Raw genomic sequence first — 21,355 nt, 5'->3', positions numbered from 1 at the left:
CGCGTGTCCGGTGGAGTGGCGGATTACGTGGAGTGGTGGGCGGGCGAGGGCGCGGGTGTCTATGTGTGCGTAGGCATGGGTGTGCGGTGGGGGCCGTTCACTCGTGTGGGTGGTGGAGTTTTCCACAACCGGGCGGTAGTCCCCGGGAATTGACCAAGATCATCGCGATGGTGGCGAGGTGTCAGATCCTCGGCGCATGGCACTTCGATCACGTTCACGCACAGCGACGGCGACCAGCGGCCCCGGACGCGGGCCCACCTCAGACGGTCGGACCCGTACCTCTGCACGGACCACTACCCGCACCCGTCACCGCCGTCCGCCCACGCGCGGCGGCGTCGCCCGACACCGGCACGCCTCCGCCGACGAGCTCCGCCGCAGGGCGCAGGCGTTGTTCGCCGAACGCGCCGGGGAATGGCGGGAGTCGGGGAAGGGGCCGCCGGGTGGGGAAGAGCGGGCCGCGGATGTCGCGGAGGTCACTGACTCCACTGACGTCTCCGAGGTCGGCGACGGGGGATTACGGCCCTCCGGTGCGGCTGTGGGCGATGTGGCGTCTCGTGACCATGACCACGTGGTCCGGGGCGGCATGGCATCCCCCGACCACCTGGCCGTGGGGGGTTTCGTCGCCGAGGACGACAGGGACGTAGGGCTCGGCGACCTGGCCGGGACAGCTGCGGGTGGGCGGCGGGCACGGGTCGGGATGGCCCTGCGGGAGCGGATGCCGGTGTGGCTGCAGACGCGATGCGGTCTGGAGCGGCGGGGTGTGCTCGCGCTCACGGTGCTGCTTGTCGTCGTCGGCGCCTTCGCCGTGCAGCACTTCTGGGCCGGCCGGACCCAATCCGTACACGCGCCCGAGGTGGTGCGGGCGGCCCAGCCGTACGGTGCAGGGGAGCCCGGCGAGGAGACACCGTCCGCCGCGCCGGACGGTGTGCCGAGTGCTGTGGGTACGGCGGCCGCCGAGATCGTCGTGGATGTCGGTGGCAAGGTGCGCGAGCCCGGAATCCATAGTCTGCCGGCGGGTTCACGGGTCGCGGACGCGTTGCGCGCGGCCGGTGGAGTGCGGCCGGGGACGAACACCGACGGCCTCAACCGTGCTCGCTTCCTGGTGGACGGGGAACAGGTGGTCGTCGGGGGCCCCGTCGTCCCCGCGGTACCCGGCTCGGGCGGTGTTCCCGCCGTCGGCGGTGCGGCCGGCGCCGTTGCGGGGGCGGCACCGGCGGCCCCCGTCCTCCTCAACACGGCAACCGTGGAGCAGCTCGACACCCTGCCCGGAGTCGGCCCGGTGCTGGCCCAGCACATCATCGACTACCGCACCCAGCACGGCGGTTTCCGCTCGGTGGACGAGTTGCGCGAGGTCAACGGCATCGGTGACCGCCGCTTCGCCGACCTGCGAAATCTCGTAAGGCCATGAGTACGCCCACCAGGCGCACGCCCCGCACCCCGCCTGAACCCGCCACCTCCCCGCCACGCCACGCCGTCCACGCCACCTCGGGAAAACGGCTCGGAGCCGCCCACCCACGGCAGGAAGGACCGACGGACCTACGGCTGGTCCCGCCCGCACTCGCGGCCTGGGCGACCGCCGCGCTGACACTGAGCGCGCCACCGGACCTGGTGATCGTCCTGGTGGCCGTGTGCGTCGCCGCAGGCGGTGCCCTCCTGGTGTGCGCGCGTGTGCGTGCTCGTCCCGGGCGGGTGACCTGGGCGCACGTCTCGGTCGCCGCCGTGCTGCTCTGCGTCGCGGCGGCCGCGGCCTCCGCCGGGCTCCACGGGGCTGACCTTCGGCGGGGGCCGGTTCCGACGCTGGCGCGGCAGTACGCCACGGTGACCGCGGACATTCAGGTGACCTCCGATCCCCGGCTCACCCGGCCTCGGATCAGGGGGGACCACGCGGCGCCGACGTCGGTGCTGATCAACGCTGATGTACGACGCGTCGAGACGGCTGACGGTACGGCGGTGACGACACGCGCGCCGGTGCTGGTGTTCGTCGACGCGGCTGCCGCGATGACCGGTCCGCCTGACGCCGCTGGGATCACAGGAGGATCGCGCACTGCCGCAGAAGGGGCGACGGCAGGCACGCGTCCGGTCGTCGAAGGGCCGGGACGGTCGCCGTGGCTCGGGCTGCTGCCGTCCACCCGGCTGCGGGTGACCGCGCGGCTGGCGCCCGCGATGGTGGGCGGCGACCGGGTCGCGGCCGTGCTGCGGGTACGGGGCCGGGCGGCACCGGACGTGGTGGGCGCACCGTCGGCGCCGCAGCGGTTCGCGGGCCGGCTGCGGGCCGGGCTCAGGGAGGCCACGGACGGACTGTCGGGGGACGCGCGGGCGCTGCTGCCCGGGCTGGTCGTGGGGGACACCGCGCGGATCACCCCGGAGCTGGACGAGGCCTTCAAGGAGACCGACCTCGCGCACACGCTCGCCGTCTCGGGCAGCAACCTCACCATCATCCTGGCCCTGCTCGTCGGGCCGCCCGGGCTGGCCCAACACGTCGAGCGGCGCGGGCTCGCGCCCCGCCTCGGGATGTCGCTGCGGACGACCGCGCTGTTGGGCGGCGGACTCACCCTCGGATTCGTCGTGGTGTGCCGACCGGACCCGAGTGTGCTGCGGGCGGCGGCCTGTGGAGCAGTCGCACTGGTCGCGCTCGCCACCGGTCGCCGCAGATCGCTGATCCCGGCACTGGCGACGGCCGTGCTGCTGCTGGTGTTGTACGACCCCTGGCTGGCCCGGAGCTACGGCTTCCTGCTCTCCGTCCTGGCCACCGGAGCCCTGCTCACGCTCGCGCCCCGTTGGAGCCTCGCGCTGCGGGCGCGCCGGGTGCCGCCGCGTCTGGCGGAGGCGCTGGCCGCCGCGGCTGCCGCGCAGGCGCTGTGTGCCCCCGTCGTGGTGGTGTTGTCGGCGCGCGTGAGCCTGGTGGCAGTGCCGTGCAACCTCCTCGTGGAGTTCGCGGTCGCACCCGCCACGGTGCTGGGCTTCGCGGCGCTGGCCACCGCGCCGGTGGTGATGCCGGTGGCCAAGGGGCTGGCCTGGTGCGCGAGTTGGCCCGCGGAGTGGATCGCCCAGATCGCCCGCGCCGGGGCGGCCCTGCCGGGCGGGGGAGTGGACTGGCCCGACACCTGGGCAGGGGCGGCGCTGCTCCTACTCGTCACGGTGGTCGTCCTGCTGATCGGCCGACGGCTGCTGAGGCACCCCTGGCTGTGCGGGGCGTGCGGGCTGCTGCTCGTGCTGGTGGTGGTGCAGCCACCGCCGCTGACCAGGGTGATCACGGGGTGGCCGCCACCGGGCTGGCGGCTGGCGATGTGCGATGTGGGACAGGGCGACGCGACGGTGCTCGCGGCGGACGAGGGCACCGGAGTGGTCGTGGACGCCGGACCCGATCCGGCGCTGGTCGACCAGTGCCTGCGGGCGCTCGGCATCACCAGGGTGCCGCTGGTGGTGCTGACCCACTTCCACGCCGACCACGTGGCGGGGTTGCCCGGGGTGCTGCGTGGACGTTCGGTGGGCGCGATCGCCACGACGGGCTATGAGGAGCCCGTGGACCAGGCCGAGTTCGTACGCGGGCAGGCGGCGGACCGCCACATTCCGGTGACGCGTGCCGTGGCCGGAGAGCGGCTGCGTACCGGGGAGCTGTCCTGGGAGGTGCTGTGGCCGCCCCCGCGGCCGGCTCCGGATCCGGAGGGGCCGAACGACGCCAGTGTCACTCTGCTGGTCCGGTCGGCGGGGCTGAGGTTCCTGCTGCTCGGGGACCTGGAACCCCCGGCGCAGCAGGCGCTGTTGCGGTCACCGGCGGGCATGGCGCTGGCCGGGGTGGACGTGCTCAAGGTCGCCCACCACGGCTCGGCCTACCAGGACCCGGAACTCATACGCCGGGTGGCCCCGCGCCTGGCGCTCATCAGTTGTGGTGCCGACAACCCGTACGGACACCCGGCTCCCAGCACGGTCGAGGCGCTGCAGGCCGGGGGCGCGAGGGTGCTGCGAACCGATCGGGACGGAGCGCTCGCGGTAGCGGGAGGTGAGGGCACGGGCGGCGGAGAGCTCAGGGTGGCGCGAGACTGAGGCCATGGATTCCACAGAGGTCGATGCCTATCTCCGCCGCATTGGCGTCGAGCCACCGGTGCGGCCCACCGTTGAGGCGCTGCGCGAGTTGCAGCTGCGTCATCTTCAGAGCGTGCCCTTCGAAAACCTGTCGGTCCACCTCGGCGAGGAGATCGTGCTGGAGGAGAAGCGGCTGCTGGACAAGGTGGTGGGCGCGCGAAGGGGCGGGTTCTGCTACGAACTGAACGGCGCGTTCGGGTCGTTGCTCGCCGCTCTCGGCTTCGACGTCCACTTGCTCGCGGCGCGGGTGTACGGGGACGAGGGGCGCCTCGGGATCCCGTACGACCATCTCGCGCTCCGGGTGCAGACGGTGGACGGGGGCGCATGGCTGGCCGACGTCGGGTTCGGGGCGCACAGCCACTATCCGCTGGCGTTCGAGGCGCGGGAGGAGCAGCAGGACCCGGGCGGCATTTTCCGGATCGCCGAGGCGGGACCGGACCTTGCAGGGGTACGAGGCGGGGACGGCGCGGCGCAGACGAGGGCGGAGGAGGAGAAGGGGACGGAGGAGAAGGGGGCCGGGGAAAGCAGCACGGCCGGGGCAGGGGTGCCGGAAGCTGAGACCCTGGAGAGGGAGGCGGCCGAGAGGAGCCGGGTGGATGCGGCGGACCTCGATGTGGTGGTGGACGGAAGGGCCCAGTACCGGTTGGAGACGCGGCCCCGGGTGCTCGGCGATTTCGTGGCCGGGGCCTGGTGGCACAGCACCTCGCCGGCCTCGCACTTCACGCAGTCGCTGGTCTGCTCACGGGTGACCCAGGACGGGGGGAGGATCACGCTCAGCGGACGCACCGCCAAGGTGACGGGCCCGGGCGGGGTGCGGGAGGAGCGGGAACTGGGTACGGACGAGGAGGTGCTGGGTATGTACCGGGAGCGGTTCGGTATCGAGCTGGACTCCGTGCCGACTGTGCGAAATCGCAACCGGAATGGCTAATACGGGCCAGACGGTTCGGTTTCCCGCGATGTGAGCTCCTGTTGCCTCGAATGCCTCATCAGTGGTCGAATGCGTCTTCGGCAACAGTGATGTCAAGTCGCAGGGACGTCGAAGATGATCGGCCGCTGGCTGGGAAACCGTACGAACCGGGTGCAACGGGCGAGTCCGCTTGCGGCGGTGCAGACCCCGCCGAGTGCCGGGGTGCTCAGCTGCCGGGTGCTGGACCCGGTGAACGAGCCGGTGGCGCATGCCGAGTTCGCGGTCAGCGACGCCATGGGCCGCAAGGTGGTCAGTGGGGGCACGGATCCCTACGGGTCGTTCATGACGACGGTGCCGGCGGGGGAGTACCGGCTCGCGGTGTCCGCCGACGGGTACACGCCGTATCGGGCGACCGCGATGGTGGGCGAGAACGCGCTCGCCTCGCTCGGTGATGTGACCCTTCAGGTCGCCCAGCCGCCGGAACTGCCCGGGCCGGGCGACTGGGAGATCGAGCCGTCGCACTCCTCGATCGGCTTCACCGCACGACACATCGGGCTGGCCCGGGTCCGCGGACGGTTCAACTCCTTCGCGGGGGCGGTTCGGATCGGTGACCGGATGGACCAGTCGGCGATGCACGTGGTGATCGACGCGGCGTCCATCGACACGAACGTGCGGATGCGGGACGACCATCTCCGGTCGGCGGACTTCCTGGACGTGCGGCGGTTTCCGACGCTGGAGTTCTACAGCGAGCGGTTCGTGCACAAGGGCGGCAACCGGTGGGCGGTCACCGGGGCGCTGTCGCTGCACGGGGTGACGCGTACGGTCACGCTCGACACGGAGTACTTCGGGCTCGGGCACGGGATGGAGGGCGAGGTGCGGGCTGCTTGCCGGGCCACGACCGAGCTGCACCGGGACGACTTCACGGTGAGCTGGCAGACGATGCTGGCGCGGGGGATCGCGGTGGTGGGGCCGAGCATTCGGATCGACTTGGATGTACAGATCGTGCCCAAGGGCTGACGTCGGGATGTGCGGGGCCGCTGTGACGCGCAGTCTCCGGTGCCGGGCTCTCTGTCCGGTGCGGGGCCTTCGGTGCGCCCGCTGGTGGGGGTGCCTTCGTGCCGGTGCCGGAGAATGGCAGCGTGAGTGATGTGAGACATGTGCTGGTGCTGCCCGACCGTGATGCCGCGGAGGAGGTGGCGGGGGCACTCGCGGAGCGGTTCGGGGTGGCTGAGGAGCCGCGACTCGTCCGGGACGCGCTGGCCGGTGAGGACGACGCCGAGGACGCGCAGTGGCTGGTGGTCCTGGGCGACGAGGAAGAGCGGTTGGATCCCGGGGAGCTGGACGCGTTCGCGGGGGAGTGGGACGGGTGGCGTGAGGAGCCGTAGGGGCGCCTGCCGGAGTGGGATGCGATGAGGCGGGCCCGGGGTGGGCACGACGGCACGTCCGCCGCCGGGACTCGTTGTCAGTGCCCCGTGCGATGCTTTACGCGATGGCCAGGAAGACTGCGAATGACGACCCTCTCGCCTCGGTGACTCTTGCCGTCGGCCAGGAGGACCTCCTGCTCGACCGTGCCGTGCGGGAGGTGGTGGCTGCTGCCAGGGCCGCCGACGCCGACACGGACGTACGTGACCTGACCCCGGACCAGTTGCAGCCCGGGACGCTCGCGGAGTTGACCAGCCCGTCGCTCTTCGCGGAGCGGAAGGTCGTCGTCGTACGCGATGCGCAGGATCTTTCGGCCGACACGGTCAAGGACGTGAAGGCTTATCTCGGGGCGCCTGCCGAGGAGATCACCCTCGTGCTGCTGCACGCGGGCGGAGCCAAGGGCAAGGGGCTGTTGGACGCCGCGCGCAAGGCGGGGGCGCGGGAGGTGGCGTGCCCGAAGATGACCAAGCCGGCGGATCGGCTGGCCTTCGTGCGGGGGGAGTTCCGGGCGACCGGGCGCTCGGCCACACCCGAGGCCTGTCAGTCCCTGGTGGACGCCATCGGGAGCGATCTCAGGGAGCTGGCATCCGCCGTGTCCCAGCTGGTCGCGGATGTCGAGGGCACCATCGACGAGGCGGTCGTCGGGCGGTACTACACCGGGCGGGCCGAGGCATCCAGCTTCACGGTCGCCGACCGGGCGGTCGAGGGCCGGGCCGCGGAGGCACTGGAGGCGCTCCGGTGGTCGCTGGCCACGGGCGTGGCGCCGGTGCTGATCACCAGCGCGTTGGCGCAGGGCGTGCGGGCGATCGGGAAGCTGTCGTCGGCGCGTGGCGGCCGACCGGCCGATCTCGCGCGGGAGCTGGGCATGCCGCCGTGGAAGATCGACCGGGTCCGTCAGCAGATGCGGGGGTGGACGCCGGACGGTGTCTCCGTCGCGCTGCGGGCCGTCGCCGAGGCGGACGCGGGAGTGAAGGGCGGCGGCGACGACCCCGAGTACGCCCTGGAGAAGGCCGTCGTCGCCATCGCGCGCGCGGCACGTTCTCGGGGACGCGGGTAGGAACGGGCACCATCCTCTGACGGCTCTGACGGCTCTGACGGCTCTGACGGCTCTGACGGCTCTGACGGCTCTGACGGCTCTGACGGCTCTGACGGCTCTGACGGCTCTGACGGCTCTGGCGGCTCTGACGCCCCTGCCGACTGACGGCTCCGGCGTCAGTCGGTGTGACTCGCCCTTGCCCTGGTGCCCCCGCCCCCATACGGAGGAGAATCGGACAGGCCAGCCGAAATCGCCGAGCAACAGAGAGGTGGCGGTTGTCATGGCTGAACACCCGAACGCAGCGCTCGTCCGCAAGGGATATGAGGCTTTCATGCGTGGGGACATGGACACCTTGCGCGGGCTGATGACAGCGGACTGTACGCATCATGTTCCCGGCAGCCACCAGCTCTCGGGTGACTTCAAGGGTCTGGACGCGACCATCGAGATGTACGGCCGGCTCTTCGAGGAGACCGGCGGGACCCTGCAGGTCAAGTTGAACAGCATCCTCGTCGACGGCCGGGGTCACGCGGTCGCCGTGCACCGAATCTCGGCCGAGCGCGGCGGCAAGCGCATCGACGACAACGGGTGCATCGTCTTCCGGATCGTCGGAGACAAGATCAGCGACCTCGACGAGTGCGTCGAGTCCATCGACAGGGCGAACGAGTTCTGGGCGTAAGCCCGACGCCCGAAGGCGAGCCGAAGCCCCAAGGCGAGCCGAAAGCCCCAGTGCACGCCGAAGGCCCCGGTACCCGCCCTGGGGAAGGGCAGGCGCCGGGGCCTTCGGTTCAACAGGTCAAGACGGTGGATCCGCGCCCGCGTGGCGAACGCAGGCCGCGCGCGGTTCCGGGGTGCCGGACGGGAGCGGATGAGAGAGGGCCCGCTCGATTCCCTCCGGCGGTCAGATCAGAAGGGTTCAGCCCTTGAGGGAAGCGACCTTCGAAGCAAGCGCCGACTTCTTGTTGGCGGCCTGGTTCTTGTGGATGACGCCCTTGGAGACGGCCTTGTCGAGCTGACGCGCGGCAGCGCGCTGGTACTCGGTTGCCTTCTCGGCGTCACCCGCGGCAGCAGCCTCACGGGCCTTGCGGATCGCGGTCTTCAGGGAGGACTTGACGGCCTTGTTGCGCAGCCGCGCCTTCTCGTTGGTCTTGATCCGCTTGATCTGGGACTTGATGTTCGCCACGAATGAGCCTCTACAGGTTCAGGCACGCGAGAACGAGGACCGTTTGCGGTCCGCTCCACGCGCCGGTGATTTCTTGATGATGTGCCTCCTGCTGAGAGGGCATGAGACACAGCCACCCAGAGTACCAGTGGCCCTCCGAGTGGCCCAAACCGATCGCACCGCCCCACCCGTGGGACGATGGAGGCTACGTATCGATCCGACCCGAGACCGCAGACACTGCGGACGCCTCAAGAATCAGGACCCTGCGTGCCCGCGATCCCTAGCCATGTGCCCGAGCCGAGCCGTACCACCCCGGCTCAGATCCGCAACTTCTGCATCATCGCGCACATCGACCACGGCAAGTCCACGCTCGCCGACCGGATGCTCCAGCTGACCGGTGTGGTCGAGCAACGGCAGATGCGTGCTCAGTACCTCGACCGCATGGACATCGAGCGTGAGCGCGGAATCACGATCAAGTCACAGGCCGTGCGTCTGCCGTGGGCCCCCACCCATGACAAAGACAACACGCACATCCTCAACATGATCGACACCCCGGGGCACGTCGACTTCACCTACGAGGTCTCGCGGTCGCTCGCGGCCTGCGAGGGCACCGTGCTCCTCGTCGACGCCGCCCAGGGCATCGAGGCCCAGACCCTCGCCAACCTCTACCTGGCGATGGAGAACGACCTCAAGATCATCCCCGTACTGAACAAGATCGACCTGCCGGCCGCCCAGCCGGAGAAGTTCTCCGAGGAGCTCGCCAACCTCATCGGCTGCCAGCCCGAGGACGTGCTCAAGGTCTCGGCGAAGACCGGCCTGGGCGTGGACGCGCTCCTGGACCGGGTCGTCCGCGACGTCCCGGCCCCGGTCGGCGTCAAGGACGCCCCCGCCCGCGCGATGATCTTCGACTCGGTCTACGACTCCTACCGGGGCGTGGTCACCTACGTCCGCGTCATCGACGGCCAGCTCAACAAGCGCGAGCGCATCAAGATGATGTCGACCGGCGCCACCCACGAGCTCCTCGAGATCGGCGTCTCGTCCCCCGAGATGACACCGGCCGACGGCATCGGCGTCGGTGAGGTGGGCTACATCATCACCGGTGTGAAGGACGTCCGTCAGTCCAAGGTCGGCGACACCATCACCAGCAAGGACAAGGGCGCCACCGAGGCCCTCGGCGGGTACAAGGACCCCAAGCCGATGGTCTTCTCCGGCCTCTATCCGCTGGACGGCTCGGAGTACCCCGACCTCCGCGAGGCGCTGGACAAGCTCCAGCTCAACGACGCCGCCCTGGTCTACGAGCCGGAGACCTCCGCGGCCCTCGGCTTCGGCTTCCGCGTCGGCTTCCTCGGCCTGCTGCACCTCGACGTCATCCGTGAGCGCCTGGAGCGCGAGTTCAACCTCGAACTCATCGCCACCGCGCCCAACGTGGTCTACCGCGTGATCATGGAGGACGGGAAGGAGCACACGGTCACCAACCCGAGCGAGTTCCCCGAGGGTAAGATCGACAAGGTCTTCGAGCCGGTCGTCCGGGCCACGATCCTCGCTCCCAGCGAGTTCATCGGCTCGATCATGGAGCTCTGCCAGACCCGCCGCGGCACCCTCCTCGGCATGGACTACCTCTCCGAGGACCGCGTCGAGATCCGCTACACGCTCCCCCTCGCCGAGATCGTCTTCGACTTCTTCGACAACCTGAAGTCCAAGACCCGCGGTTACGCCTCCCTGGACTACGAGCCCACCGGCGAGCAGGACGCCCAGCTGGTGAAGGTCGACATCCTGCTGCACGGCGACCGGGTCGACGCCTTCTCCGCCGTCACCCACAAGGACGCCGCGTACGCGTACGGGGTACGGCTCGTGGCCAAGCTGCGCGAGCTCATCCCGCGCCAGGCCTTCGAGATCCCCATCCAGGCCGCCATCGGCTCCCGGGTGATCGCCCGCGAGACCATCCGCGCCATCCGCAAGGACGTCCTCGCCAAGTGCTACGGCGGTGACATCTCCCGTAAGCGGAAGCTGCTGGAGAAGCAGAAGGAAGGCAAGAAGCGGATGAAGATGGTGGGTTCCGTGGAGGTTCCGCAGGAGGCCTTCATCGCCGTCCTGTCCAGCGACGACAGCGCGGGTTCCGGCAAGGGCAAGAAGTAAGCCGTCCTTTACCGCGAAAATAGGGGCCTGCCGCGTGTCGACGCGGTGGGCCCCTACGCGTGCGTAGCGTCGCTCTCTGTGGAAAGTGACAGGCCGTCGCCCCTTACGCACCGGCCGGTCGCGCCTTACCCTGACTCTGCTCGATGGTTACTCGCGAGTTAAACAACGGCTCGCGGGTGAGAACAGCCGCAAGCCCAGCCGCACCACCCAAGCCGCAAAGACCCCAGCCGCACTGAGCCAGCCGCGCTGTCGCGGGCCCCGGAGGATGTCGTGAGCGACACACAGACCCTGATCGAGAACCGACCGCCGAGCGTGGCGAACCTCTTCCTGGAGCGAGTGGCGGCCACACCGGACGCCGAGGCATACCGCTACCCGGTGCCACCCGCCTCCGGCGAGGGCCCGGACGACTGGAAGTCGCTGAGCTGGGCGCAGGCCGCCGAGCGGGTCTACGCCATCGCGGCCGGTCTGATCGAGCTGGGTGTCCAGTCCGAGCAGCGCGTCGCGCTCGCCTCCTCCACCCGGTACGAGTGGATCCTGGTCGACCTCGGCATCATGTGCGCCGGGGCCGCCACGACCACCGTCTACCCGCAGACCAACGCCGACGAGTCCGCGTTCATCCTGGCCGACTCCGACAGCCGGGTGCTGATCGCCGAGGACGCCGCCCAGCTCGCCAAGGCGGTCGAGAAGCGGGCCGAGCTGCCCGACCTCACCCACGTGGTCGTGGTCGACCCGGCCGGAGTCGAGACCGCCGACTGGATCCTCACCCTCGACGAGCTGGAGAAGCGCGGCGCCGCCCGGCTGGAGAAGGACCCCGACCTGATCAAGGAGCGGGTCGGCGCGATCACCAAGGACCAGCTCGCCACCCTCATCTACACCTCCGGCACCACCGGCCGCCCCAAGGGCGTGCGCCTGCCGCACGACAACTGGGCGTACATGGCGAAGGCGACCGCCGCGACCGGGCTGATCAGCGCCGAGGATGTGCAGTACCTGTGGCTGCCGCTCGCGCACGTCTTCGGCAAGGTGCTCACGTCGGGCCAGATCGAGGTCGGTCACGTCACCGCCGTCGACGGTCGTGTCGACAAGATCATCGAGAATCTGCCGGTCGTCGAGCCGACGTACATGGCGGCCGTGCCGCGCATCTTCGAGAAGGTCTACAACGGGGTCGCCGCGAAGGCCCGTGCGGGCGGCGGCGCCAAGTACAAGATCTTCCAGTGGGCCGCCGAGGTCGCCCGCGAGTACGCCAAGGCCGCGCAGGACAACTTCCGGCACACCGGATCGGCGTCCGTCCCCTTCGGACTCGCGGCCAAGCACAAGGTCGCCGACGCGCTCGTCTTCGCGAAGATCCGTGAGGCGTTCGGCGGGAACCTGCGGGCGTGTGTGTCGGGCAGCGCGGCCCTGGCGCCCGAGATCGGCTACTTCTTCGCCGGCGCCGGCATCCACATCCTCGAGGGCTACGGGCTCACGGAGTCCTCCGCCGCCTCCTTCGTGAACCCCGGTGAGGCCTACCGCACCGGCACGGTCGGCAAGCCGCTGCCCGGCACCGAGGTGCGCATCGCCGACGACGGCGAGATCCTGCTGCGCGGGCCGGGCATCATGGAGGGCTACCACGGGCTGCCCGAGAAGACCGTCGAGGTGCTGGAGTCGGACGGCTGGTTCCACACCGGGGACATCGGCGAGCTGTCGCCGGACGGGTATCTGCGGATCACCGACCGCAAGAAGGACCTCATCAAGACGTCCGGCGGCAAGTACATCGCGCCCGCGGAGGTCGAGGGGCAGTTCAAGGCGGTGTGCCCGTACGTGTCCAACATCCTGGTGCACGGGGCCGACCGGAACTTCTGCACGGCGCTCATCGCGCTGGACGAGGTCTCGATCCTCGACTGGGCCAAGGAGAACGGGCTGGAGGGGAAGTCGTACGCGGACGTTGTCGCCGCGCCGGCGACGGTCTCGATGGTCGAGGGGTACGTGAAGGAGCTCAACACGGGACTTCAGCGGTGGCAGACGATCAAGAAGTTCCGGTTGCTGCCGAGGGATCTTGACGTCGAGCACGGTGAGATCACGCCCAGCTTGAAGCTGAAGCGGCCGGTTGTGGAGCGGGAGTACAAGCACCTGATCGACGAGATGTACGCGGGGTCGCGCGAGGCGTAGGGAGGGGCGGGGGACTGTTCGGCGGCTGCGGGTGGTGCGTGGCCTGTCACGCGGCGCAGCCGCACATCGACACAGCCCCGCGCCCCTGAGGGGTCAGATCCCGTGCCCCTTGTTCACAAGGTGCCGTAGCTCCCTGACCTGGGTGCGCAGGGCGGTGACATCCGGAGTGTCGGTCAGCTGTCTCTCCAGAGCCGCCAGTCGACAGCTCAACTCCCCCTCGGCACCCTGTTCCCGCGCCAGTAACCCCTCCAACTGCCGGTTCTTGCGGTGCAGGTCCAGGAAGACGGTGACCTTCGCGCGCAGCACCCACGGGTCGAACGGCTTGGTCAGATAGTCCGCCGCTCCCGTCGCGTAGCCGCGGAAGGCGTAGCCGGAGTCGTCCTCCGCGCCGGTCAGGAAGATGATCGGGACGTCCTTGGTCTGGTCGAGCCGTTTGATGTGGGCGGCGGTCTCGAAACCGTCCATGCCCGGCATGCGTACGTCGAGCAGGACGAGGGCGAACCGCCGGCGCAGCAGTGCCTTCATCGCGTCCTCGCCCGAACGTGCGCGGACGAGGGGTTCGTTGAGGGATGCCAGGACCGCTTCCAACGCGATCAGGTTGTCCTCCATGTCGTCGACCAGGAGGATGCCGGCTCCCTCTTCGGACGTTGTCTCAGCGCTCATGTGACCGACCTCATTCAGTCGTCCGTGGGCGGTACCGCGGCCTCCTCGACGGCGGTGGCGCGCGGATCGCCCACGCTCTCGGGGTCCAGGAGGGCGCACACCACGGTCAGCAGCTGGTCGACGTCCACCGGCTTCGGCACGTAGTCGTTGGCGCCCCGGGCGATGGACTTCTCGCGGTCCCCCGGCATCGCCTTCGCGGTGAGCGCGACGATGGGCAGGCCCGTCCAGCGCGGGGTGCGGCGGATGGCGGCGATGGTCTCGTAGCCGTCCATCTCCGGCATCATGATGTCCATCAGGACGAGTTCGACGTCCGGGTTGCGCTCCAGCGTCTCGATGCCCTCGCGGCCGTTCTCCGCGTAGAGGACCGGCATGCCGACCCGGCCCAGGACGTGGGTGAGGGCGAAGACGTTGCGGATGTCGTCGTCGACGATCAGCACCCGGCGCCCGGGCAGGACCTGGCCGGCCCGCCCCCACTTCCACGCCTCCAGCTTGGTGGGCGCCGGCCAGGAGTCGTCCGCCTCGTGGACGGCGGCGTAGGGCTCGGTCGACAGCTGCTCCGGCACCGGCGGCGTGCGGTCCTCGGGGACCGGGCCGGTCGCCGGGTGGCCGGGGCTGACGACCGGGACGTACAGCGTGAAGGTGGACCCCTGGCCGGGTTCGCTCTCGGCGACGATACGGCCGCCCAGCAGGCCCGCGATCTCGCGGCTGATGGACAGCCCCAGCCCCGTGCCGCCGTACTTGCGGTTGGTCGTGCCGTCCGCCTGCTGGAACGCCTCGAAGATCACCGGGAGTTTCTCGGGGGCGATGCCGATGCCGGTGTCGGAGACCGCGAAGGCGATCACCTCGTCGCTGCCCTGGACGTAGTTGTGCTCGGGGTCCTTCACACGGTTGACGCGGAGTTCGACGCGGCCCGAGGCGGTGAACTTGATCGCGTTGGAGAGCAGGTTGCGCAGGATCTGATGGAGACGCTGCTCGTCGGAGTGCATCTCGCGCGGTACGTCCTCGCCGACCGCCACCTCGAAGGCGAGCCCCCGGTCGATGGTGAGCGGGCGGAACGTCGCGTGGACGTAGTCCAGCAGCTTGATGAGCGGGAGCCGCTTGGGGCGTACGTCCATCCGGCCCGCCTCGATCTTCGAGAGGTCGAGGATGTCGTTGATCAACTGGAGGAGGTCCGAACCTGAGCGGTGGATCGTCGTCGCGAACTGCACTTCCTGGTCGGAGAGATGGCCGTCCGGGTTGTCGGAGAGGAGACGGGCCAGGATCAGCAGCGAGTTCAGGGGCGTGCGCAGCTCGTGCGACATGTTCGCCAGGAACTCCGACTTGTACTGGGAGGACGTGGCCAGCAGAGCTGCCTTCTCCTCCAGTTCGGCGTTCGAGCGCTGCAACTCCGCCTGCTGCTTCTGGAGTTCGTCCGAGCGCTCCTGGAGCTGCATGGCCAGGCGCTGGGACTCGCCGAGCAGGGACTCCGTACGGGAGTTGGCGATGATCGTGTTGATGGCGACGCCGATGGTGTTCACGAACTGGTCGAAGAACGCCAGGTGGACGTCGGAGAAGCGGGAGAAGGAGGCCAGTTCGATGACGCCGAGCAGCTTGTCCTCGAACAGGATCGGGATGATGACCACGCTCGCCGGGACCGCTTCCCCCAGACCACTGTTGATCTTGATGTAACCCGGCGGGGCCTCCTCCACGAGGATCCGCTTCTTCTCGCGGGCCGCCTGGCGCACCAGACCGTGCACGGGGAGCCCGCCGGTCTCGACGGTGGCCTCCTGGGCGGCCCCGTACCCGGCGATGAACGCGAGACCCTTCGCGGGCACGGTGGTCCGCAGCGAGGTGCCGTCCTCGTCCGGGTCGGCCAGGAAGAACGCGCCGTACTGGGCGTTCACCAGCGGGGTCAGCTCGCGCAGGATGAGGTCGGCGACCTCCATCAGGTCCCGGTGGCCCTGCATCAGCGCGGCCAGGCGGGCCAGGTTGGACTCCAGCCAGTCCTTCGCGCGGGTCGTCTCGCGGAGGTTGGCCACCATCAGGTTGATGTTGTCCTTCAGCTCGGTGACCTCGCCCTGCGTCTCCACGGTGATGGAGCGGGACATGTCGCCCTGGGCCACCGCGGAGGCCACCTCGGCGATCGCGCGGACCTGGGTCGTCAGGTTCAGCGCGAGTTCGTTCACGTTCGTCGTGAGGCGCTTCCAGGTGCCGTAGACGCCCTCCACCCGGGCCTGTCCGCCCAGTTGGCCCTCGGAACCCACCTCGCGGGCCACCCGGGTGACCTCGGAGGAGAACGAGGACAGCGTGTCCACCATCGTGTTGATGGTGGTCTTCAGCTCCAGGATCTCCCCGCGCGCGTCCACGTCGATCTTCTTCGACAGGTCGCCCTGCGCGACGGCGGTCGCCACCTGGGCGATGTTGCGGACCTGGGAGGTCAGGTTGTCCGCCATGTAGTTGACGTTGTCGGTCAGGTCCCGCCAGACGCCGGAGACGCCCAGCACCTGGGCGCGACCGCCGAGCCGGCCGTCGGTGCCGACCTCGCGGGCCACCCGGGTCACCTCGTCGGCGAAGGCGCGCAGCTGCTCGACCATCGTGTTGACGGTGTCCTTCAGTTCGAGGATCTCGCCGCGCGCGTCGACGGTGATCTTCTTCGACAGGTCGCCGTTGGCGACGGCGGTGGTGACCTGGGCGATGTTGCGGACCTGCGAGGTCAGGTTCACCGCCATGAAGTTGACGTTGTCGGTGAGGTCCTTCCAGACGCCGGAGACGCCTCGCACCTGGGCCTGGCCGCCGAGGTTTCCTTCGGTGCCGACCTCGCGGGCGACGCGGGTGACCTCGTCGGCGAAGGCGGAGAGCTGGTCGACCATCGTGTTGATGGTGGTCTTCAGCTCGAGGATCTCGCCCTTCGCCTCCACCGTGATCTTCTTGCCGAGGTCGCCCTGCGCCACGGCGGTCGACACCAGGGCGATGTTGCGGACCTGGGAGGTCAGGTTGTCTGCCATGAAGTTGACGTTGTCGGTGAGGTCCTTCCAGACGCCGGAGACGCCTCGCACCTGCGCCCGGCCGCCGAGGTTTCCTTCGGTGCCGACCTCGCGGGCGACGCGGGTGACCTCGTCGGCGAAGGCGGAGAGCTGGTCGACCATCGTGTTGATCGTGGACTTCAGCTCCAGGATCTCGCCCTGTGCGTCCACCGTGATCTTCTGGCTCAGATCGCCGTTGGCGACGGCGGTGGTGACCTGGGCGATGTTGCGGACCTGGGAAGTCAGGTTCGAGGCCATGAAATTGACGTTGTCGGTGAGGTCCTTCCACACACCCGACACGCCCCGCACCTGCGCCCGGCCGCCCAGCTGACCCTCCGTGCCGACCTCGCGGGCGACCCGGGTGACCTCGTCGGCGAAGGCGGACAGCTGGTCGACCATCGTGTTCACGGTCAGCTTCAGTTCCAGCAGCTCGCCCGTGGCCTCGACGGTGACCGTGCGGGTCAGGTCGCCGCGGGCCACCGCCGTGGTCACCAGGGCGATGTCGCGGACCTGGGCCGTCAGCCGGGACGCCATCGTGTTGACCGCCTCGGTCACGTCCCGCCAACTACCGGACAGGCCCGTCACCTTGGCCCGGCCGCCGAGTCGTCCCTCGGTGCCGACCTCGCGGGCGACCCGGGTCACCTCGCCGGTGAACAGGGAGAGCTGGTCCACCATCTTGTTCACGGCCCGGCCCAGACGGCGCAGGTCACCGCGCAACTGCCGGCTGCCGTCGTGCAGGTCGACCCGCTGGGTGAGGTCGCCGCCGGCCACCGCGTCCAGGACCCGCGTCGCGTTCGCCGCGGGGGCCACCAGGGCGTCGAGCACCTGGTTGACGTCGTTGACCCGGGAGGTCCAGGCGCCCTGGCCCGGGCTGGCGTCGATCCGTTCGTCGAGGCGGCCGTGCCGGACCAACTCCCGTTTCACGCGCTGCACTTCGGTGTTGAAGTGCGTACTGCGGTCCATGATCTGGTTGAAGACGGCGGCCAGTTCGGCCACCAGACCGTGCCCCGACTCCGGCACCTTGGAGAAGTCGCCGTCCCGGGCCGCGGTCATCGCGGCGAGCAGCGGGCGCAGATCCGATGCTCGAATCTGGCCATCTTCGTGTTCGTCTTCGAGCACTCGCGTAGCACTGTTCTCACTCATGGCGGCCCACTTCGGTAACTCGGCGCTTATGGGCGGGGCCAGTCTGTCACTCTGTCGGCATCGACTGAGGTGTATTCGTCCGAACCGTTCGGGGAGCTGCCCATGGGGGCCATTCCGACGCACCGGGAGACCGTTTCCCGTGCCTCTGATGCGCCTGTGCCCGGGGGCGCGCACCCGCGTGCCGACGAGCGTCAGCGCGCCGAAGCGCCCCCACGAGGGCACCCCGACGCGCCCCCGCGCGCCGAGGCATATCCGGCCATTGACGCGCCCCCGCGCGCCGTGGCGTATCCGGCCACCGACGTGCTCCCGGGCGCTGAGGTACGTCCGGTCACTGAAGCGTGTCCGAAGCCCGTCGGCTCCGCGCCCGTCGGCTCCGCGCCCCTCGGCTCTGCGCCCGTCGGCTCCGCGCCCGCACGCGCGGAGCGGGCGGAGACACACGCCACCCTGCCCGGCAGCCCGCTCGCCCCGGGTTCCGCCCGCGCCCTGTTACGCGCCGCGCTCGCCGAATGGCGCGAGCGCGAGCTGCCCGGTACCGAGCACCTCGGTGACCGGCTGGCCGGCGACGCGGTGGTCGTCGTCAGCGAACTCGTCACCAACGCCGTGGTGCACGCGGGCACCGACGTCGAGGTGGACTGCCGGCTGGAGGCCGAGACGGGTGCCCTCGTCGTCGAGGTCCTGGACCACCATCCCTCACGGGCCCCGCGCGACGCCGAGCCGTCGTACGAGTCACCGGAGCACGGGCGCGGGCTGCGGCTGGTCGCCGCGCTCGCCGAGTCCTGGGGCGTCACCTACCGCACGGGCGCCAAGACGGTGTGGGCGCGGCTGCCCGCGCACGCCGCCCCGACCGCCGAGGAAGGCGCCGCCTACGCGGGGGAGCGCGGGCTGCGGGTCGCCGGGATACTCGCCCCCGAGCCGCAGCGCACCGAGCAGGAACGGGACTGGCTGGGCCGGGGCGCCCTGTCCTTCCTCGCCGAGGCCTCCGACCTGCTCGCCGGGCAGCTCGACGAGAACCTGGTGGCCGCGCTCGCCGGACAGCTGATCGTGCCGCGCCTCGCCGACTGGTGCGCGGTGTGGCTGGAGGACGAGGTCACCGGCCGGGCCGGCTGGACCGCCGACGGGATGGCGGGCACCGGGCCGCAGCTGGCCCGGGTGTGGCACGGCAGCGAGAACCGCATCGAGGAGCTCCGGCAGGCTCTGGAGAAGGAGCCTCCGCACCCGCCCGACCCGGCCCGCTCCGGACCCGCCCCCTTCCCCTGGCCGGCGCAGGCACTCGGCCCGGACGGCTCCGCGCTCGCCTACCGCCTGACCGCCGGCGGCCGCCCGCTCGGCACCCTGGTCATCGGCCGGGCCGGACTGCTGAGCTTCCCCGACGAGATCACCGGGCTCGTCGAGGACCTCAGCCGCCGCGTCGCCCTCGCCGTCGGCGCGGCCCGCCAGTACGCCCGGCAGGCCACCATCAGCGCCGTACTGCAGCGCGGCCTGCTGCCCGGCTCGGTCGCCGAGATACCGGGGGTGCGCAGTGCCCTGGTGTACGAGCCGTGCGACAAGGGCGGGCCCAGCGGCGACTTCTACGACCTCTTCCCGGCCGGCGACGGGCGCTGGTGCTTCGCCGTCGGGGACGTCCAGGGCAAGGGGCCCGAAGCCGCCGTGGTCATCGGCCTCGCGCGGCCCTGGCTGCGGCTGCTGGCCCGCGAGGGCTACCGGGTGGCCGACGTCCTGGACCGGCTCAACCAGCTGCTCCTCGACGACGCGACGGAGGTCGCCGACGCGGCGGCGCGCGCGCTGGCCTCGGCGGGCGGCCGGCCGCCCGGCCCCGGCGACGGCCCGCAGACCCGGTTCCTGTCCCTGCTCTACGGCGAGCTGGCCCCGTTCGACGGCGGCGTGCGGTGCACCCTCGCCTCCGCCGGACATCCGCTGCCGCTGCTGCTCGGAGCGGGCGGCGAGGTGCGTACGGCGGCGCGTCCGCAGACCCTCCTCGGGGTCATGGAGGACGCCACGTACACCAGCGAGACCTTCGAGCTGCGGTCCGGTGACAGCCTGCTGATGGTGACGGACGGGGTGACCGAGCGGCGCAGCGGCTCACGCCAGTTCGACGACGAGGACGGACTGGCTCAGGCGCTGGCCGGGTGTACGGGGCTCGACGCGGAACTGATCGCGGAGCGCATCAAGCGGCTGGTGCACGAGTTCGGGGCGCGGCCGCCGGAGGACGACCTGGCGCTGCTGGTCCTGCAGGCGGAGTAGGCAGGCGGAACAGGGGGTCCTGGAAGGGGATTCCTGCCCGGTCCCGCAGGCGGAATGGGTACCCCCGCCGGTGCGGGACAATGGGGGACATGCCTTCCGCACTCCCCGACGGTGAGCCCGTGCCCGACGACGGCGCCCTGCCCGCGTCCGCGCTCGCCGGGGCGGCCGACCGTCCCCTCGGGTTCTATCTGCACGTCCCGTACTGCGCGACCCGCTGCGGCTACTGCGACTTCAACACGTACACGGCGACCGAGCTGCGCGGCACCGGCGGAGTCCTCGCCTCCCGCGACAACTACGCGGACACCCTGACCGACGAGATCCGGCTGGCCCGCAAGGTCCTCGGCGACGACCCGCGAGAGGTCCGTACGGTCTTCGTCGGCGGTGGTACACCCACCCTGCTGGCCGCGGACGACCTGGTGCGGATGCTGGGCGCGATCCGCGACGAGTTCGGCCTCGCGGCCGACGCGGAGGTCACCACGGAGGCGAACCCCGAGTCGGTCGACCCGAGCTATCTGGCGACGCTCCGGGAGGGCGGCTTCAACCGGATCTCCTTCGGCATGCAGAGCGCGCGGCAGCACGTGCTGAAGGTCCTGGACCGCACGCACACGCCGGGCCGCCCGGAGGCGTGCGTCGCGGAGGCCCGCGCGGCGGGCTTCGAGCACGTGAACCTCGACCTGATCTACGGCACTCCCGGCGAGTCCGACGACGACTGGCGGGCCTCGCTGGCGGCGGCCCTCGGCGCCGGCCCCGACCACGTCTCGGCGTACGCGCTGATCGTCGAGGAGGGTACCCAGCTCGCGCGCCGGATCCGCCGGGGCGAGGTCCCCATGACCGACGACGACGTCCACGCCGACCGCTATCTGATCGCGGAGGAGACCCTGTCCGCTGCGGGCTTCGACTGGTACGAGGTCTCCAACTGGGCCACGTCGGAAGCGGGCCGTTGCCGCCACAACGAGCTGTACTGGCGCGGCGCCGACTGGTGGGGCGCGGGCCCGGGCGCGCACAGCCACGTGGGCGGCGTGCGGTGGTGGAACGTCAAGCACCCGGGAGCGTACGCAGGGGCGTTGGCGGCGGGGCGGTCGCCGGGCGCCGGGCGCGAGCTCCTGTCCGAGGAGGACCGCCGGGTGGAGCGGATCCTGCTGGAGCTGCGGCTGCTGGAGGGCGTACCGCTGGATCTGCTGCACGAGGCCGGACTCAAGGCCTCCCGCCGGGCGCTCGTCGACGGGCTCCTCCAGGAGGAGCCGTACGAGGCGGGCCGCGCGGTGCTCACGCTGCGGGGGCGGCTGCTGGCGGACGCGGTGGTGCGGGATCTGGTGGACTGAGGGTTCGCCACCGGCTCCCTGACAACGCCGACGGGCTGACAACGCCGACGGGCTGACAACGCCGACGGGCTGACAACGCCGGACGGGCTGACAACG

14 protein-coding genes are annotated in these 21,355 nt (G+C 70.6%); 11 read left to right on the top strand and 3 right to left on the bottom strand.

The genetic code is table 11. The annotated features are described in order from the left end of the window. The first annotated feature begins 196 nt into the window (after positions 1 to 196). From OHA64_RS16635 to OHA64_RS16605, 7 genes are all read left to right on the top strand, one after another. The gene (locus OHA64_RS16635) at positions 197 to 1,408 is read left to right on the top strand and encodes a helix-hairpin-helix domain-containing protein (protein WP_405613696.1); all 1,212 of its coding nucleotides are present in this window, start codon (positions 197 to 199) and stop codon (positions 1,406 to 1,408) included. After that, entirely contained in the window at positions 1,405 to 4,044 is a 2,640-nt protein-coding gene (locus OHA64_RS16630) for a ComEC/Rec2 family competence protein (protein ID WP_405613694.1), read from the top strand. The genes OHA64_RS16635 and OHA64_RS16630 overlap by 4 nt, the downstream gene beginning before the upstream one ends. Before the next feature lie 4 nt (positions 4,045 to 4,048). Then, a complete protein-coding gene (locus OHA64_RS16625) occupies positions 4,049 to 5,011 on the top strand; it encodes an arylamine N-acetyltransferase (protein ID WP_405613692.1) in 963 nt (320 codons plus the stop codon). A gap of 114 nt (positions 5,012 to 5,125) precedes the next feature. Next, positions 5,126 to 6,007 (top strand): YceI family protein, encoded by an 882-nt coding sequence (locus tag OHA64_RS16620; protein ID WP_405613690.1) that lies wholly within the window; start codon positions 5,126 to 5,128, stop codon positions 6,005 to 6,007. Positions 6,008 to 6,129: 122 nt separating this feature from the next. Then, the gene (locus OHA64_RS16615; RefSeq protein ID WP_405613688.1) at positions 6,130 to 6,375 is read left to right on the top strand and encodes a hypothetical protein; all 246 of its coding nucleotides are present in this window, start codon (positions 6,130 to 6,132) and stop codon (positions 6,373 to 6,375) included. A gap of 104 nt (positions 6,376 to 6,479) precedes the next feature. After that, positions 6,480 to 7,469, top strand: a complete 990-nt coding sequence (gene holA / locus OHA64_RS16610; RefSeq protein WP_405613686.1) for a DNA polymerase III subunit delta — start codon at positions 6,480 to 6,482, stop codon at positions 7,467 to 7,469. A 259-nt stretch (positions 7,470 to 7,728) separates the two neighbouring features. Further along, entirely contained in the window at positions 7,729 to 8,124 is a 396-nt protein-coding gene (locus tag OHA64_RS16605; protein ID WP_405613684.1) for a nuclear transport factor 2 family protein, read from the top strand. Positions 8,125 to 8,361: 237 nt separating this feature from the next. Here the strand turns inward: OHA64_RS16605 and rpsT are convergent, their stop codons facing one another. Continuing rightward, positions 8,362 to 8,628: a 30S ribosomal protein S20 gene (gene rpsT / locus OHA64_RS16600; protein WP_030042978.1), complete on the bottom strand. Its 267-nt coding sequence runs from the start codon at positions 8,626 to 8,628 to the stop codon at positions 8,362 to 8,364. Positions 8,629 to 8,874: 246 nt separating this feature from the next. On the opposite strand from rpsT, the gene lepA reads away from it, so the two are divergent. Both lepA and OHA64_RS16590 read left to right on the top strand, forming a co-directional pair. Continuing rightward, entirely contained in the window at positions 8,875 to 10,743 is a 1,869-nt protein-coding gene (gene lepA / locus OHA64_RS16595) for a translation elongation factor 4 (RefSeq protein ID WP_405613682.1), read from the top strand. 270 nt (positions 10,744 to 11,013) lie between these two features. Beyond that, complete coding sequence (locus OHA64_RS16590; protein ID WP_405613680.1) at positions 11,014 to 12,888, top strand: AMP-dependent synthetase/ligase; 1,875 nt, start codon at positions 11,014 to 11,016, stop codon at positions 12,886 to 12,888. Positions 12,889 to 12,981: 93 nt separating this feature from the next. Here OHA64_RS16590 and OHA64_RS16585 read toward each other — a convergent pair whose 3' ends face one another. After that, positions 12,982 to 13,551, bottom strand: a complete 570-nt coding sequence (locus tag OHA64_RS16585) for a two-component system response regulator (protein WP_405613678.1) — start codon at positions 13,549 to 13,551, stop codon at positions 12,982 to 12,984. Between the two features lie 14 nt (positions 13,552 to 13,565). Continuing rightward, positions 13,566 to 17,696 (bottom strand): HAMP domain-containing protein, encoded by a 4,131-nt coding sequence (locus OHA64_RS16580; protein ID WP_405613677.1) that lies wholly within the window; start codon positions 17,694 to 17,696, stop codon positions 13,566 to 13,568. Positions 17,697 to 17,798: 102 nt separating this feature from the next. Here OHA64_RS16580 and OHA64_RS16575 point away from each other — a divergent pair, with 102 nt between their 5' ends. After that, positions 17,799 to 19,937 carry a SpoIIE family protein phosphatase gene (locus OHA64_RS16575; protein WP_405613675.1) on the top strand — a complete coding sequence of 713 codons (2,139 nt, stop codon included), beginning with the start codon at positions 17,799 to 17,801 and terminating at the stop codon, positions 19,935 to 19,937. A gap of 89 nt (positions 19,938 to 20,026) precedes the next feature. Continuing rightward, the gene (gene hemW, locus OHA64_RS16570) at positions 20,027 to 21,259 is read left to right on the top strand and encodes a radical SAM family heme chaperone HemW (RefSeq protein WP_405613674.1); all 1,233 of its coding nucleotides are present in this window, start codon (positions 20,027 to 20,029) and stop codon (positions 21,257 to 21,259) included. Positions 21,260 to 21,355: the final 96 nt, after the last annotated feature.

This window comes from Streptomyces sp. NBC_00076 (genome assembly GCF_045041235.1).
In the GTDB taxonomy this organism is placed as follows: domain Bacteria; phylum Actinomycetota; class Actinomycetes; order Streptomycetales; family Streptomycetaceae; genus Streptomyces.
This window is presented reverse-complemented; position numbering and strand designations above follow the sequence as displayed.

Coding starts and splice junctions, on each gene's coding strand:
- OHA64_RS16635 (WP_405613696.1), top strand. CDS start 197: ATGGCACTTCGATCACGTTCACGCACAGCGACGGCGACCAGCGGCCCC.
- OHA64_RS16630 (WP_405613694.1), top strand. CDS start 1,405: ATGAGTACGCCCACCAGGCGCACGCCCCGCACCCCGCCTGAACCCGCC.
- OHA64_RS16625 (WP_405613692.1), top strand. CDS start 4,049: ATGGATTCCACAGAGGTCGATGCCTATCTCCGCCGCATTGGCGTCGAG.
- OHA64_RS16620 (WP_405613690.1), top strand. CDS start 5,126: ATGATCGGCCGCTGGCTGGGAAACCGTACGAACCGGGTGCAACGGGCG.
- holA (WP_405613686.1), top strand. CDS start 6,480: ATGGCCAGGAAGACTGCGAATGACGACCCTCTCGCCTCGGTGACTCTT.
- OHA64_RS16605 (WP_405613684.1), top strand. CDS start 7,729: ATGGCTGAACACCCGAACGCAGCGCTCGTCCGCAAGGGATATGAGGCT.
- OHA64_RS16585 (WP_405613678.1), bottom strand. CDS start 13,551: ATGAGCGCTGAGACAACGTCCGAAGAGGGAGCCGGCATCCTCCTGGTC.
- OHA64_RS16580 (WP_405613677.1), bottom strand. CDS start 17,696: ATGAGTGAGAACAGTGCTACGCGAGTGCTCGAAGACGAACACGAAGAT.
- OHA64_RS16575 (WP_405613675.1), top strand. CDS start 17,799: ATGGGGGCCATTCCGACGCACCGGGAGACCGTTTCCCGTGCCTCTGAT.
- hemW (WP_405613674.1), top strand. CDS start 20,027: ATGCCTTCCGCACTCCCCGACGGTGAGCCCGTGCCCGACGACGGCGCC.